General features: G+C 38.3%; 17 protein-coding genes. 7 read left to right on the forward strand and 10 right to left on the reverse strand.

Annotated features, from left to right (window positions below; genetic code table 11):
* Positions 1-37 precede the first annotated feature (37 nt).
* Positions 38-367, reverse strand: coding sequence for a CotD family spore coat protein (locus ACZSMY_RS06085; RefSeq protein ID WP_052485053.1), 330 nt, complete (start codon positions 365-367; stop codon positions 38-40).
* Between the two features lie 336 nt (positions 368-703).
* On the opposite strand from ACZSMY_RS06085, the gene ACZSMY_RS06090 reads away from it, so the two are divergent.
* Complete coding sequence (locus ACZSMY_RS06090) at positions 704-904, forward strand: cold-shock protein (RefSeq protein ID WP_040982314.1); 201 nt, start codon at positions 704-706, stop codon at positions 902-904.
* A 94-nt stretch (positions 905-998) separates the two neighbouring features.
* Here the strand turns inward: ACZSMY_RS06090 and ACZSMY_RS06095 are convergent, their stop codons facing one another.
* Together ACZSMY_RS06095 and ACZSMY_RS06100 are read right to left on the reverse strand one after the other, a co-directional pair.
* Positions 999-1,475 carry an SRPBCC family protein gene (locus ACZSMY_RS06095; RefSeq protein WP_042533672.1) on the reverse strand — a complete coding sequence of 159 codons (477 nt, stop codon included), beginning with the start codon at positions 1,473-1,475 and terminating at the stop codon, positions 999-1,001.
* A gap of 145 nt (positions 1,476-1,620) precedes the next feature.
* On the reverse strand, positions 1,621-2,544 hold the full coding sequence (locus ACZSMY_RS06100) for a manganese-dependent inorganic pyrophosphatase (RefSeq protein WP_256706189.1): 924 nt from the start codon (positions 2,542-2,544) through the stop codon (positions 1,621-1,623).
* 178 nt (positions 2,545-2,722) lie between these two features.
* Between ACZSMY_RS06100 and ACZSMY_RS06105 the strand changes: the two genes are divergently transcribed.
* Genes ACZSMY_RS06105 through ACZSMY_RS06115 form a run of 3 tightly spaced genes read left to right on the forward strand, consistent with a single transcriptional unit; the run spans position 2,723 to position 4,454 of the window.
* Positions 2,723-3,187 carry a DinB family protein gene (locus ACZSMY_RS06105; protein ID WP_256706188.1) on the forward strand — a complete coding sequence of 155 codons (465 nt, stop codon included), beginning with the start codon at positions 2,723-2,725 and terminating at the stop codon, positions 3,185-3,187.
* Entirely contained in the window at positions 3,180-4,304 is a 1,125-nt protein-coding gene (locus ACZSMY_RS06110; RefSeq protein WP_042533669.1) for an NAD(P)/FAD-dependent oxidoreductase, read from the forward strand. The genes ACZSMY_RS06105 and ACZSMY_RS06110 overlap by 8 nt, the downstream gene beginning before the upstream one ends.
* Positions 4,305-4,322: 18 nt before the next feature.
* On the forward strand, positions 4,323-4,454 hold the full coding sequence (locus ACZSMY_RS06115; RefSeq protein WP_256706186.1) for a hypothetical protein: 132 nt from the start codon (positions 4,323-4,325) through the stop codon (positions 4,452-4,454).
* 121 nt (positions 4,455-4,575) lie between these two features.
* On the opposite strand, the gene ACZSMY_RS06120 is transcribed toward ACZSMY_RS06115, so the two are convergent.
* The 4 genes from ACZSMY_RS06120 to ACZSMY_RS06135 all read right to left on the reverse strand — a co-directional run bounded on the left by ACZSMY_RS06120 (position 4,576) and on the right by ACZSMY_RS06135 (position 7,671).
* Complete coding sequence (locus ACZSMY_RS06120) at positions 4,576-5,220, reverse strand: YczE/YyaS/YitT family protein (protein WP_465147553.1); 645 nt, start codon at positions 5,218-5,220, stop codon at positions 4,576-4,578.
* Positions 5,221-5,360: 140 nt separating this feature from the next.
* Positions 5,361-6,083 (reverse strand): amino acid ABC transporter ATP-binding protein, encoded by a 723-nt coding sequence (locus tag ACZSMY_RS06125; RefSeq protein WP_256706309.1) that lies wholly within the window; start codon positions 6,081-6,083, stop codon positions 5,361-5,363.
* Entirely contained in the window at positions 6,083-6,733 is a 651-nt protein-coding gene (locus ACZSMY_RS06130; protein ID WP_175297054.1) for an amino acid ABC transporter permease, read from the reverse strand. Before ACZSMY_RS06130 ends, ACZSMY_RS06125 begins: the two co-directional genes overlap by 1 nt.
* Positions 6,734-6,858: 125 nt before the next feature.
* A complete protein-coding gene (locus tag ACZSMY_RS06135; RefSeq protein WP_465147554.1) occupies positions 6,859-7,671 on the reverse strand; it encodes a transporter substrate-binding domain-containing protein in 813 nt (270 codons plus the stop codon).
* 311 nt (positions 7,672-7,982) lie between these two features.
* Here ACZSMY_RS06135 and ACZSMY_RS06140 point away from each other — a divergent pair, with 311 nt between their 5' ends.
* Positions 7,983-8,312: a hypothetical protein gene (locus ACZSMY_RS06140; RefSeq protein ID WP_042533662.1), complete on the forward strand. Its 330-nt coding sequence runs from the start codon at positions 7,983-7,985 to the stop codon at positions 8,310-8,312.
* 43 nt (positions 8,313-8,355) lie between these two features.
* Here ACZSMY_RS06140 and ACZSMY_RS06145 read toward each other — a convergent pair whose 3' ends face one another.
* From ACZSMY_RS06145 to ACZSMY_RS06155, 3 genes are all read right to left on the reverse strand, one after another.
* The gene (locus ACZSMY_RS06145) at positions 8,356-9,300 is read right to left on the reverse strand and encodes a bile acid:sodium symporter family protein (protein ID WP_042533661.1); all 945 of its coding nucleotides are present in this window, start codon (positions 9,298-9,300) and stop codon (positions 8,356-8,358) included.
* 422 nt (positions 9,301-9,722) lie between these two features.
* Entirely contained in the window at positions 9,723-9,878 is a 156-nt protein-coding gene (locus tag ACZSMY_RS06150) for a hypothetical protein (RefSeq protein ID WP_175297053.1), read from the reverse strand.
* A gap of 204 nt (positions 9,879-10,082) precedes the next feature.
* Positions 10,083-10,829: a sulfite exporter TauE/SafE family protein gene (locus tag ACZSMY_RS06155; protein WP_256706184.1), complete on the reverse strand. Its 747-nt coding sequence runs from the start codon at positions 10,827-10,829 to the stop codon at positions 10,083-10,085.
* Between the two features lie 299 nt (positions 10,830-11,128).
* On the opposite strand from ACZSMY_RS06155, the gene ACZSMY_RS06160 reads away from it, so the two are divergent.
* The gene (locus ACZSMY_RS06160) at positions 11,129-12,853 is read left to right on the forward strand and encodes an ABC transporter substrate-binding protein (RefSeq protein WP_226894660.1); all 1,725 of its coding nucleotides are present in this window, start codon (positions 11,129-11,131) and stop codon (positions 12,851-12,853) included.
* Positions 12,854-13,038: 185 nt separating this feature from the next.
* Positions 13,039-13,995 carry an ABC transporter permease gene (locus ACZSMY_RS06165; protein WP_042533658.1) on the forward strand — a complete coding sequence of 319 codons (957 nt, stop codon included), beginning with the start codon at positions 13,039-13,041 and terminating at the stop codon, positions 13,993-13,995.
* Positions 13,996-14,002: the final 7 nt, after the last annotated feature.

The following is a 14,002-nucleotide window of genomic DNA, read 5'->3' on the forward strand; positions in this document are numbered from 1 at the left end:
TTAACAAAAAGGCAGTCCGCACTGCCCATTGTTATTTTCACCACATTCCCGGTCTTCTCGGCGGACGAATGCCTGGGTGATTTCTCATTTCTCCCATGTGTCCAGGAGGCATTTGTCCTGGTAAAGCGAACGGCGCAGAAGGGAATGGCGGACGTGGTCCAATTTGCGGTCTGCCCATAAAGGCATTTTTTCCATACGGGTGCGGATGCTGCTTTTTTATACTATGGTGATTTACATACGTTGTATGGACAGGATGAATATGATTAACAACAGATTCGGATGACGTGTGGACATATTGATGCTTTGTCGGATGCACAATGGTCTTTTCATTCGATCGCTGCGGATGAAATCGCTCTTTACCTTGCATCGTTTCTTCCTCCTTTTTGTTCTCTCTTTTTACTATATGTGATAAACGTACAAGTCGAGCAAGACAGATACCCAGATTTATTTTGATTTTTAATAATAGCCGGAAAGCCCGCTCTTTAAGTGATTTCAGAAAAATAATCGGTTAAAAAATTTGTGTATAAGCAGGTTTAGAAACTTTTTTCCTAAAAAGGTTGGCTTTTATCATTGTAGATGCTATAATAAGGATACTTATTTAGATTCGGTAGAAATACAGGATGGGATACATCTTTCGTCTTGAAATTTAACTTTGAACTAAATAGTAATAAACAGTGCAACAATTGCACGTGGAGGTAAAAGAATGAACACAGGTTCTGTAAAATGGTTTAACGCTGAAAAAGGCTTCGGTTTCATCGAAGTTGAAGGTGGAGACGATGTATTCGTACATTTCTCTGCAATCCAAGGCGAAGGTTTCAAAACTTTAGAAGAAGGTCAAACAGTTACTTTCGATATCGAAGAAGGAAACCGCGGACCACAAGCTGCTAACGTTGTTAAAAACTAATAAGCAGATAATCGAAAAAAGCTGATCATCATTGATCAGCTTTTTTTATTTATCATTTTTCTATAGGGAGGATTTAAAACAATGGTTACTTTTTTTATTCCGTAAAGACAGCAAGATTCTCCAATGTGGATTTTAAACCTATATCATGATCCTCCTTTCGTATTCCTTCAGGTACGTTCTCGCAAATGACAGTAACTTTTGTGCCTTCTGAAGCGTCTTCAAAAAGCCATTTTTGAATCATCTCTCCTGAAAATAACGAGTCTCCGGAATCGAAATTGACGGATTGAACGATGCGCTTGTTTGGAACCAGCTCCAAAAACCTGCCTTGCGTTACGTCTGTATTATCTGTAGTTTTACCAGAATGCGCACTATCCATTTCGTACGTAAGAGTTATCCTATAAGTTCCTCCCTGCCTAGGGTCAAATGCATCCACATGACCTGACATTCCTTTTGGCGGCAGCCATGAAATCAGTGCTTCCTGGTTTATAAATGCTTGATAAATGGTTTGTGGGGATGCCATAATCACTCTTGATGCAGTGTCTACCCTTCTTTTTATCGGTTCCTCCTTCATCAAAATCCCTCCTCTTTTTCAGTTTATCAAATCAAAACGCTTAAAATTTCTTATCAATTGCTCAACATCCTTCTACTAGTAAATCGATATCAACAAAATCCCCTCACCAATCAGGCAAGGGGATTTCACTTTTTTATATACCGTTTTAAAATTGCTCTGTTAAAGCTGTCACAATCTGTTTCTTACGGGAAACAACACCTTTTAATAAAGCACGATCATTTTCATCTAAAGTGGCATGGAATGCTTTTTCAACATTAGCTTTTTCTGGTCCTACTGCTAATACTTCGGAATCATTATTTAGAATATCAGTTGCAACAAACAAGAATAAATCCAATCCTTTTTCATTTACAGTTGCCGTGATTTCACTTACTAATTCATCATGAAGCTGATAAATCTCACTGACATCGACTGCATTTACCTGAGCGATTTCTACCTTTGCATCGCCCATTGCAAATTCCTTAGCATCCATGGTAATCAATTCTTTAACCGTTTTATCACTGATATCTGCACCGGCTTTTAACATTTCTAAACCGTATTCTTCCAGGTCCACTCCAGCCTTTTCAGCCAATTCTTGCGCTGCTTTTACATCTTCTTCTGTACACGTCGGTGATTTTAATAATAAAGAATCGGAAACAATAGCGGATAATAATAATCCTGCAATGTGTTTATCTAATTCAATTTGTTTTTCTTTGTACATTTTGTTTAAAATAGTTGCGGTACATCCCACTGGCTCGGCACGGAAATAAAGCGGCTCTTTGGTTTGGAAATTGGATACACGGTGGTGATCGATTACTTCGTGGATAACCGCGTTTTCAATGTTATCAGCACTTTGCTGGAATTCATTATGGTCTACTAAAATAACATCAGCGCCATCTTCTAATTTCTGAACAAGTGCTGGAGCTTCTACTCCAAATTGCTCTAAAGCAAATTTTGTTTCCCCATTTACTTCACCTAAGCGTGCAGGACTTACGTCTTCCCCCAATTTTGTTTTTAAATCAGCGTAAGCTAATGCGGAACAAATAGTATCCGTATCTGGATTTTTATGTCCGAAAATAAGTGTTTTTGACATTTTTGATTTCCTCCCTCGACAAACTTTCCATATATAGATTATCACATTTAATGTCCTATGCTCCAGCCCTAATCTTGTTTCTGTAAAAAAATGCTGGAAATATTATTGATTCCGCCTCAAAATACTGTAAAAATAATCATTATTAGATTATAATTAGTATCATTGGAGGATTGATGAAATGACAAGAAAACAATTTAACTTAACACGTACTGCTTTGCTCACCTTTGCTTCCGAGCTGGATGATAATAGTATCGATGTGCAGGCAGACTATTTTGATACAACGATCCGCTGGCATTTAGGCCACGCGCTCGTAACCATGGAAAAATTCTTATTCCGCTACCCTGTAAAATCAGAAAATATACCAGCTGGCTATGCTGAACTTTTCAGCTCTGGGACAAGCCCAAAGGATTGGACGGAAGAACCGCCCAGTTTAGAAACGTTATTAGAAGCATTAGAGCTGCAACAACAGCGTATTAATGAATTTAATGATTTATTCTGGAAATCGAATGTACAATTTAAAGTTCCATTCGGCAGCGTTGAGACTCAGGGCGATTTGCTGATTATGCTTTCCTTCCGCGAAGCAGAGCTTTTGGGTAAAATCAAAGCCATGTATCAGGTTATTTCAAGGGATAAAAATGAGTAAACCTTATATTATTATTGGCGGCGGCATTTTAGGTTCCAGCACCGCCTATTATCTTTCAAAACAAGGTGCAGAGGTCATTCTGATTGACCGGCACGATGAAGGTCAAGCAACGGACGCAGCAGCAGGAATTATTTGCCCGTGGGTTTCCCAGCGCCGTAACAAAAAGTGGTATCATCTTGCTAAAAATGGCGCCCGGATATATCCATCGCTTATAGCGGATTTAGAAAATCTCGGCGAGAAGGATACCGGTTATAAACAGGTAGGAGCACTCAGCCTCCATACAGACTCCAAAAAAGTAGACGGTATGGAAGAAAGAGCGTATAAACGCCGGGAAGACGCTCCAGAAATCGGTGATATTATCCGTCTGGATGCCGAAGAAACATATCAGCGCTTTCCCATTTTGCAAAAGGATTACCAGGCTGTCTTTATCAGTGGAGCAGCGCGGGTCGATGGAAGAAAATTAGTAAAGGCTTTAAGAAATGCTGCCAAAGCAAATGGGGCTTCCCTTCTATCTGGAGATGCCAAATTATACACAGCTGGTAATACGGTAACCGGTGTGGAGTATAATAATGAGGTCATTGATGCCGAAAAAGTCATTTTGGCGAACGGAGCTTGGATGAAGGAAACCGTAGACCCTTTGGACATCCATCTGGATGTTTCGTTCCAGCGGGCACAAATTATGCATCTGGAAATTCCATGTTTACACACAGCACATTGGCCGGTAGTTATGCCTCCTGGAACGAAATATTTACTCACGCAGGATGACAACCGCTTCGTCATTGGGTCAACTCATGAGGATAAGGTTAATTTTGATTATCGCGTCACCGCAGCAGCCGTACATGAAATTTTAGATCAAGGGCTTGAGATTGCACCAGAGTTAGCAGAAGCAACCATTTTGGAAACCCGGGTCGGCTTTCGCCCGTACACACCCGGTTTCTTGCCGGTTATCGGCGAACTGCCTGCATATTCCAATATTCTTTTAGCAAACGGACTCGGTTCATCCGGACTGACGATGGGCCCTTATCTTGGACAGCAGCTTGCAAAATTAGCTTTACATGAAGAAACAGATATCATTTTAGAGCATTATGATGTATCATCTGCATTAAAGCGTCAGTAATGAAAAGAGGTGGCTCATTTGAAGGGATCTTATGTTGTTCTTATTATTCTTCTTCTGATTCTCCTGACAGGCTTCTTTACCTGGTTATGGCTGCAGAACTTTAATGAGAATCAAGAAAGTATTGCAGCTTTAGTTGATTACTTAGTATAAATATTGGAAAAAGGACCGGTTGAGCCGGTCCTTTTTTTGACACAAGTATATCTATTTTTCTAATACGCACATACGATTTCCCTGCCTCTGCTCTGTATCAAGCCGCTTTCTTTTTAAATCCTTAGGAAACATGGGTTTCCTTTCTTTTCTTATTTTGGTTGTATTCTACCTTTAAAACAAACTCCCCCATTTTTAAATAAGTAGCTTGAAATATCGGACTTTGAATGAATGTAAAAATAAATGTAAAGATAAATACCGGTCCGCCAATAATCCACCCTATAACAAGCACACTGCATTCCGTGATAATCCGGACTCTGCCAATCGGCGCTTTCAATTTATCTGCAAGCGAAAGCATAAAGCCGTCACGCGGGCCGGATCCGACACCTGCCGCATTATACAGTCCTCCGCCAACCCCCATGATACAAATACCAGCTAATATAAATAGAATGTCCACCCACGTATTGGTCGCTTCCGGAAGAATTCCTGTCCAATGATAGAAATCCACAAATGACCCTACAAGAACGGCATTAAAAAAAGTACCTGCCTTTATGTATCTGCGGTCTAAAATAAAACAGACAACCATCAAAATCATGGAAATTATAATATTCCATGTTCCAATTGTAAACCCGACCCTTTCAAACATCGCGACATTTAATACATCCCACGGATGGATGCCTAAATGCTGCATATTAATGGTCAGTGAAATACCGCCGCTGAAAATCATTATTCCCAGCAAAAAAAATAACCATCGAAATGATTTAACCAAAATAAGCTCCCTTCTTTCCAGATGAAATAATTCTTGAGGATATATCCATAATTATAATAAGTATACGCTTTTTGGGAGGAAATAAAAAGAGCAGGTTTACCGATGATTGGAGGAATCATGAAACCAGCTCTCTTCTATAATTATAAAACTTTATTTAAGAAGTCTTTAGTTCGCTCAGACTCTGGATTATTGAAAATGATATCCGGTGTATTTTCTTCCATAATAATACCTTCATCCATAAATAATACTCTATCCGCAACCTCTCTGGCAAATCCCATTTCATGTGTGACCACCACCATTGTCATGCCTTCTTTCGCAAGCTGCTTCATTACCTCCAAAACCTCACCGACAAGCTCCGGATCAAGTGCAGAGGTTGGTTCATCAAAAAGCATCATTTTCGGTTCCATAGCAAGAGCTCTTGCTATCGCTACACGCTGCTGCTGTCCTCCGGATAATTGGGACGGATACTGATCTGCTTTCTCAGCAAGTCCCACCTTTTCTAATAAAGCTTCTCCCCTTTGCCTTGCTTCTTTTGGAGAAAGCTTCCGAACCTTTTGAGGTGCAAGCATCACATTTTGAATCACCGTTTTATGCGGAAACAGATTAAACTGCTGAAAAACCATTCCAACTTCTGTTCGAATCATATTAATATCTGTTGCCCTATCCCTTATATTGTAGCCGTCTACAATCACATCTCCGCTTGTAATTTCCTCTAATAAATTAAGACACCGTAAAAACGTACTCTTACCTGATCCGCTGGGCCCAATCACACACACGACTTCTTTTTCTTCCACTTCACAATGAATTCCTTTTAAAACCTCATTATCTCCAAAACACTTGTGTAAATCCTGCACTGTAATCATCAATACTTCAACCTTCTTTCTATATAACGCAGCAATAAGGACAGACTGAAATTAATTACTAAGTAAAACAAAGCTACTGTTGTATAAATCTCTACTGCGTTAAAATGATTCGATGCTATATATCTGCCCTGGAACATTAATTCTGGAACTAATATAACAGACAATAAGGAGGTATCTTTAATACTGATAATAAATTGATTACCAAGCGGCGGTATCATTCGCTTAAAAGCCTGTGGCCAGATAATATAACGCATTGTCTGGTGTTTATTTAGTCCTAAAGAACGTCCAGCCTCCATTTGCCCTTTATCAATCGAATCAACCGATCCGCGAACGATTTCTGCAATATATGCTCCAGAGTTTATCGCAATAACAACAACTCCGGCAGTAATGGAATCCATATTGTACTGGGTAATAATTGGTAATGCAAAGAAAATCCAAATAGCTTGAACAAGTACCGGTGTGCCTCGAATAACTTCTACATAAATAGATGCAATAATAAAAAAGAATTTATTTTTTGATATCCTGCCTAAACCGAATATAGCGCCTAAAGCAAAACCAATTAATAAGCCAATAATAGAAATTAATAGCGTATAATATAAGCCTTTACCTAACTGCGGTAAAAAATCAATTACCTGTGTAAAATCAAACATTTCCTCACCTCTCTGGTACATAAAATAAGGAGCCGTGCATAAGATTGCCAGCTCCTTATTTTATCCCTGCCAAGTCAACTGCACTAATGGTTCGCTTTTCAATTAAGCATTTGTTGCTTTATTTCTTACTCCGAAGCGCCAAACCATTTATCATAGATCTCATCATATGTTCCGTTTTCATGTAACGTTGCCAATGCATCGTTAATCGCAGCTACTAATTCATCATTTCCTTTTGAAATTGCAATACCATAATCTTCTGCCTGATAAGTATCACCAACTACTTTTAATCCATCACCAGTTGTTGCAATATAGTACTCTACGTTAGGAAGATCATATACGGCTGCATCAGCACTCCCATTTTCAACTGACATATATACTTGATCCAGCTGTTCATAAGTATCAATGGTCTTATCCTCCAGGTTTTCCTCTAAAAATTGTGAACTGGTAGATCCTAACCGGGTTGCAATTGTTTTTCCTTCTAAATCCTCTAAACTATTAATATCCTTATTATCCTCTGGGACAGCAATGGTGATACCGGATTCATAATAAGGATCACTGAAATCCACTGTACCTTTTCGTTCTTCCGTAATACTTATTCCAGCAACAGCAATTTCAAATTGCCCTGTTTGTAAACCTGGAATGATCCCATCGAAATTCGTTGTTTGAATTTCTCCATCAATTTCGAATCCCGCTTCTTCTGCAACTGCAGTAATTAATTCAATATCAAAACCAACTAGCTCCCCATCCTCCATAAATTCAAATGGAACGAAAGAATTATCACTTACAACAGTGTACGAATCATTTAAATCATAATCACCGTTGTCTGCGTCTGCTTCCCCATCATCTCCTGAAGTATCATCTCCACCACCACACGCAGCTAAAACTAGTAATAAAATAAGTGCCAGCATGAAAACCCAAGTTTTCTTTTTACTAAACATCCAAAAATACCCCCTACGAATTAGTTTCATTTATATGGATAAAATAAAGTACCATACATCTAAGTATAACAAAATTCTATTTTTATTAAAAATTCATTATTAACCCATATTTCAGAAAATATATGCAAATTTTGTGATTTCACCTCATCACCCGCTGATTACGTTCTTTAAACTTGGAATTCATCGGAAATCCTTTCTTTTTCATAGGTAAATCCCCAAATTCAGGTTTCTCAAGCAAAAATAACCGGAATCTGTTATACTGTTTTTGAAAGTGAATGATCCGGCAATTTACACAGGAGGAAAGAATCCGTATGGAAGAAAGTATCTCCATTTTGAAATGGAAAGCATTTGTTGAAAATAAACAGAGAAAAAAATTATTAGTGAAGGTAATCTGGAATGATACAGATAAATTAACGCTGCTTATTCCCCCAAACATGAAAGTAAATGCTTTTATTAAGGATGAAAAAGAAGGATTCCTTTTTTATGATATAGAAGGAAAATCAATTTCAGGACCTATTCCGTCCATCCTCCCCAGCAGTGCATTAGAGGACGGACAAATTCTATTAAAAGCAATATCTGATGGAACGGTAACCGCCTATGGAGAAAAAATAAATAAGAATGAAATGAACGCTTTACATTAAAAAATCTCTAGAGATAGAATATCTATCTGCTAGAGATTTTTTGTTAATGATTCGTTTTATCATCATATTTTGACCAGAATGTGGCAAGCACCGGACCAGAAATATTGTGCCAGATGCTAAAGAGCACACTTGGCACAGCAGCTATCGGCGTAGCGGAAAAGAATGTTAATGCTAAGGTGGAGGCAAGTCCAGAGTTCTGCATACCAACCTCAATAGAGACTGCCTTTTGATCTGAAAAGTTCAATTTAAACAGTCTGGCAATCGAAAAACCAAGCAACAATCCTAATAGATTATGCAGCACAACGACACCAAAAATAAGTAATCCAGATGTTGCTACGGCCTCTTTATTTACAGATACAACTGCTGCGGCGACGGCGACGATACCAATCACAGAAACAAGCGGCAGTACAGAAATACTTTTTTCTACTTGTTTACTGAATAATAACCGAATCACAAACCCTAAAATAATTGGAACAAGGACAACCTGTAATATTTGGATAAACATATCCTTAAATGAAACCGGCATCCATTGGTTCGCCAATAGAAGTGTTAATGCCGGGGTCAACACAGGCGCCAATAAAGTGGATACCGTTGTTGCGGATACAGATAAGGCCGTATTCCCTTTCGCTAAGTATGTAATGACATTGGATGCCGTTCCGCCAGGTGAACACCCTACAAGAATAACACCGACTGCAATTTCAGGCGGCAACTGAAAAACAACAGCCAAACCATATGCTAAGAGCGGCATGATAATATATTGTGCAAGTACAGTAATGAATACACTTTTAGGAGCTTTTAATACATCCTTGAAATCTTGAGGTGTAAGTGTCAACCCCATCCCAAACATAATAATTCCTAATAAAATACTTACATGCGGCGCAATCCAAGTAAATCCGCCTGGAAACAGAAAACTGACGATGGCAAATAAAATAACCCATAAAGCAAAGGTATTACCTGCAAAGGCACTGATTCTTTCTAAAATCTTCACTTTCAAATCCTCCTAAAAATACGTTCATTAATGGCTTCTTATCATAAAAATTCAAATAATTCAATCTTCTATCCCCTGAAAGAAAGAACTCAATGGAAGCCACATTGCATTTCTCCTTTTTAGCAAGAAATAAAAGATATTTCTTTATCATACCAAATATCAAATAAATACGTCTAGACCTTTTGTAAAAAATCACTGAATAAAAAGGACAGACCATTTTCATTTACTCTCACACAAGAAAAAATCTTGTCTTCTCTCTCCTTTTGAGTTAGTGATATCGGCTGTTAGTGTGGTGTTCAAAACGATTTAAGAATTGAACAATACCTATAATCATAAATCCATTAAAAAATACCAAAATACTCATTATTTGAATGATTTCGTATTTTTGATAAAGTGATATTTTGCATAAATACATGTCTCTTTTATCTCACTAATGCATAATAAATTACATAGAGCCATCCAAAAACACCATGAATAATAGCCCATAGAATAGATTGATTTACACTCCAAGAGATAGTTATAGCCAATACAGAACCGAACCCAACTCCAGTTTTCACTACGGAATCTTTGCTATTCATATTCTCTCCACCCTTTCATTCCAGATAAATGGATCCTTTGATTGTTCTTTTCCTTTTTTCAGTACTTCATTAACTATTTATTTCAGAATCGTAAGAAAGTATGAACCTTTCCCTTTTTAAGTTATTGAACTATTTTTAGATACAATACAAACCATAAAAATCGACTGCTCTCCTCCAGAATAACGGCTGTTTCTCATATATTTTTTAATTAAAAATCAAGTTCAATCCGCCAAGTGTTGCGAAAATTAAAATCAACAGGGTGAATACCCGCTGCGGAATAAAATTCAGTATTTTTGCTCCGGCAAATGCGCCGGCTAAAATAATCGGCACCATCATCATATTGACAGTGAAAGTATCAAACGTAATCATATCGAGATGAACATAAAAAGGAAATTTAATCAAATTTACTGTCAGAAAGAACCAGGCGCCTGTTCCAATAAATGCTTTTTTCGGCAGCCCTTTTACCAGCAGATAAATAGTCATTATCGCGCCTGCAGCATTTCCGACCATCGTAGTGAATCCTCCAAGAATCCCCATAAAAACTATAAACAATAGCGAGTTCGGAAGCATCTCATTAAAGCGGGCACCCAGCTTTTGCCGAATAAAATTCAATGCAATCATCATTAATACAATGACACCGATAACCGGTTTTAGCTGCGCATCATCAATATTCTGCAAAACAAAGAAGCCCATAATAATCCCAATCAATACCCACGGCACCAGGCTGATTAAATATTTCCATACCACATTCCTTCTATAATATGTAACCGCAAACAAATCACCTGCTAACAGCATCGGCAGCAAAAATCCGACAGAATCTCTCGCTGGAAAGACGAACATAATTAAGGTTACTGCTAAAATAACTAAGTTTGGCAGACCAGATTTAGAACATCCTATCAGCAAAGCACACAGGCCAATCAGCATCCAATCCAGAAATCCGAGCTCTAACATCCTTCTTCTCCTTTATATTCTATTATTCTCGTTCTATGCTTCGTGTGGTTTAAGTAAAAAATAATCTGCGTTAAGCATATAATAATCCGGCTTGTTGAAACAAGTATTACTATTGCTTCTCCTGTTCTAATTAAAAATTATTCTGAATCGGAAAACCTTTCGATACTTAGCTTCTCCCAATATTTTCATAAAAAATCAGATTAACAGAAAAATCTTACTTTAAATCCCCTGTTGACTTATCGGGTTTATGAGGTTAAATTATAGTTATTCATTAAAACTATATGCAGGGAGGAAATTCAATGAAAGTTCCAAAGTACTATTTAATTTTGTTTACCGCACTTATTTTATTTTTAGCAGCATGTAATACGGAAATGGGAGGTGACGAAGAAAGTGAAGCTGCCCCAACCGAAGAAGGTGAACAAGGATTAGATGTTGTAGAAGATACAAAAATTGAAGCAAGTGATCCGGACAGCTCTCCAGAACTAGCACTTAATCGAGGCAATACAGTAGTTGTCGGTCTGCAAGAACCAGGCGGTGTATTTACACCATATTTTAATACAAGCGGTTATGATGGCAATGTACAATCCGTTATGTTCCCTCCCTTGGTTGATATTGATGAAACGGGTGAACCTTACCCTCGTCTAGCTGAAGATTGGGAAATTTCTGATGATGAACTAACTTATACATACCATTTAAGAGATGATTTAAAATTTGATGATGGATCAGATTTTACTGCAGAGGATGTAGCATTTACTATCACGCTTCTTCATGACCCATCCTATCCAGGTTCCACGGATATCACTGAAGCCAATGTAGTCGGCGGACTGGATTACAAAGAAGGCAATGCAGAAGAAATTGAAGGCATAAACGTCATTGATGACCAAACAATCGAATTCCAGCTGGAGGAGCCGAATGCAAGAGCATTAACCATGCTTGGCGGTCAAATTCTCAGCGAAGAATACTATGGTGCTGATTATTCAAAAGGTGATTTAGATTATATTAGTGATTATCATCTAGAACCAGTCGGTGCTGGTCCGTTTAAATTTGAAGCTTATAATCCGGGGGAAGAAATCCGCTTCACTTCTAACGGGCATTACTATAATGGCGAGCCGGAAATAGATACATTTATTTATAGAACCTCTGAAGGAGATTCACAGCAATTCTTCCAAACTGGGGAATTAGATTATAGTACTTTCCCGGCAGATCAGGATAATTTCGAATTATTACAGTCTTTAGGTTATGCAAATATTGACCTTTACACGTCTTCTAATTACAGCTATGTTGCATTTAACCATGAATCTGAAATTTTCCAGGATCCTAATGTCCGTATTGCTTTCAATCTTGGGCTGGACCGTCAAGCGTACATCGATACACGGTTCCAAGGCTATGCTGAATTAGCTAATGTTCCTGTTGCACCTGTTTCCTGGGCTCACACAGATGAGATTGAGGCTTTCCCATATGATCCGGAAGAAGCAAAACGATTGCTGGAAGAAGCAGGCTGGGAAGAAGGATCTGATGGCATTCGTGAAAAAGATGGTGAGAAATTAAGAGTTTATTTCTTTACAACAGATGGAAGCGGCGGAAATGATATTTTTGTCACTTTAGCACAGGAAAACTACCGTGATATTGGAGTTGACCTGCAAATTGAACAAATGGACTTCAATGCATTATTATCTCGCGTAGATAACGGAGACCATGATCTTGTATCTTTCTCCACTACGATGCAGCCAGATCCGCATATTGGTGTAGAGGCATTCCACTCAGAATATAATGACAGCACCTTTCGAGGTTATGATAATCCAGAAGTGGATGAATTGATTGATGCTGCCGTAGCTGTCAGCGATATTGACGAACGCGCAGAAGCTTATCATGAATTATATGCAAAACTGCAAGAGGATCCGCCGATGATCCTGCTTAATTATAATAAAGTATTAGCAGGTACAAATGCACGGGTAGAAGGTTTTGAACCAAATGGCATTCGCGGCATTGCACCAAGCTTGGAGCTTTTGCGAATCGCGGAATAATAAAACCGGAATAAATAGTTAAGCAGTGATTATTCATACAGGTCCAATGATATAAAGCAGTTGATTCCTGTCTTCATCTTAGATAGGAATCTTCTTGCTTTTTTATAGAAATAAAAACTTTTTACATATTGTTTTTTAAAATTTGCAGCCTTATATCAATCATGAGTTAAAAGGAGGGCATCAACATGAACAATTATTTTGTCAAACGGTTGCTTTATTTAATCCCAACGCTGATTGGCGCATCTATTCTTATTTTCTTTTTGTATTCCTTGATTCCAGGTAATTTCATTGATACAGATCCAAATTTAACAGCGGAAAGAAAAGCGGAATTATATGCCCTGTACGGTTTTGACCAGCCTACCATTACCCGCTACTTTATTTGGCTGGGAAATTTATTTCAGGGAGATTTAGGTTACTCCCTTCAATTCCAGCGACCTGTTACGGAAGTTCTTAATGATTACATATGGAGCTCTTTTATCGTTGCTTTTGCATCTTTATTCTTAACATGGGGAATCGCACTTGTTATCGGGGTTATCTCAGCAACGAAACAATATTCTTTTTTTGATTCCTTTGTGACGATTCTTGTTTTCGGAGCAATGGCCATCCCCTCTTTCTTTCTCGGTCTAATCGCTATTAAATTTTTTGCTGTTGACCTAGGCTGGTTTCCTGCCGGCGGTATGACAACTTCAGGAGCGGATTATACTGGTTGGGCCCGTATAAAAGATATCGCAGAGCATATGGTGCTTCCTGTCATTGTTTTGACCATGCTTGGAATTGGCGGCCTGACCAGGTATTTCCGAACAAATATGCTGGAAGTAGTAAAACAGGATTTTGTGCGTACCGCAAGAGCAAAAGGGTTGAAGGAAAAAGTTGTTATTTATAAACACGCATTAAGAAATGCCCTTCTCCCCGCCATCACTTTATTTGCTTTTGAGCTTCCGGCACTATTCAGCGGAGCAATTATCACAGAGCAGATTTTCAACTGGCCGGGAATCGGCGCTATCTATATGCAGGCTTTTTCTGTAAGGGATTACCCTTTATTAATGGGCTTTACCATGTTTATTGCTGTACTAACTGTTATTAGTAATTTAATCGCAGATATTCTATATGGAATTGCTGACCCTCGTGTCAGAGTTAAATAGTAGAGGG

Source organism: Oceanobacillus sp. B139/18 (assembly GCF_055524595.1).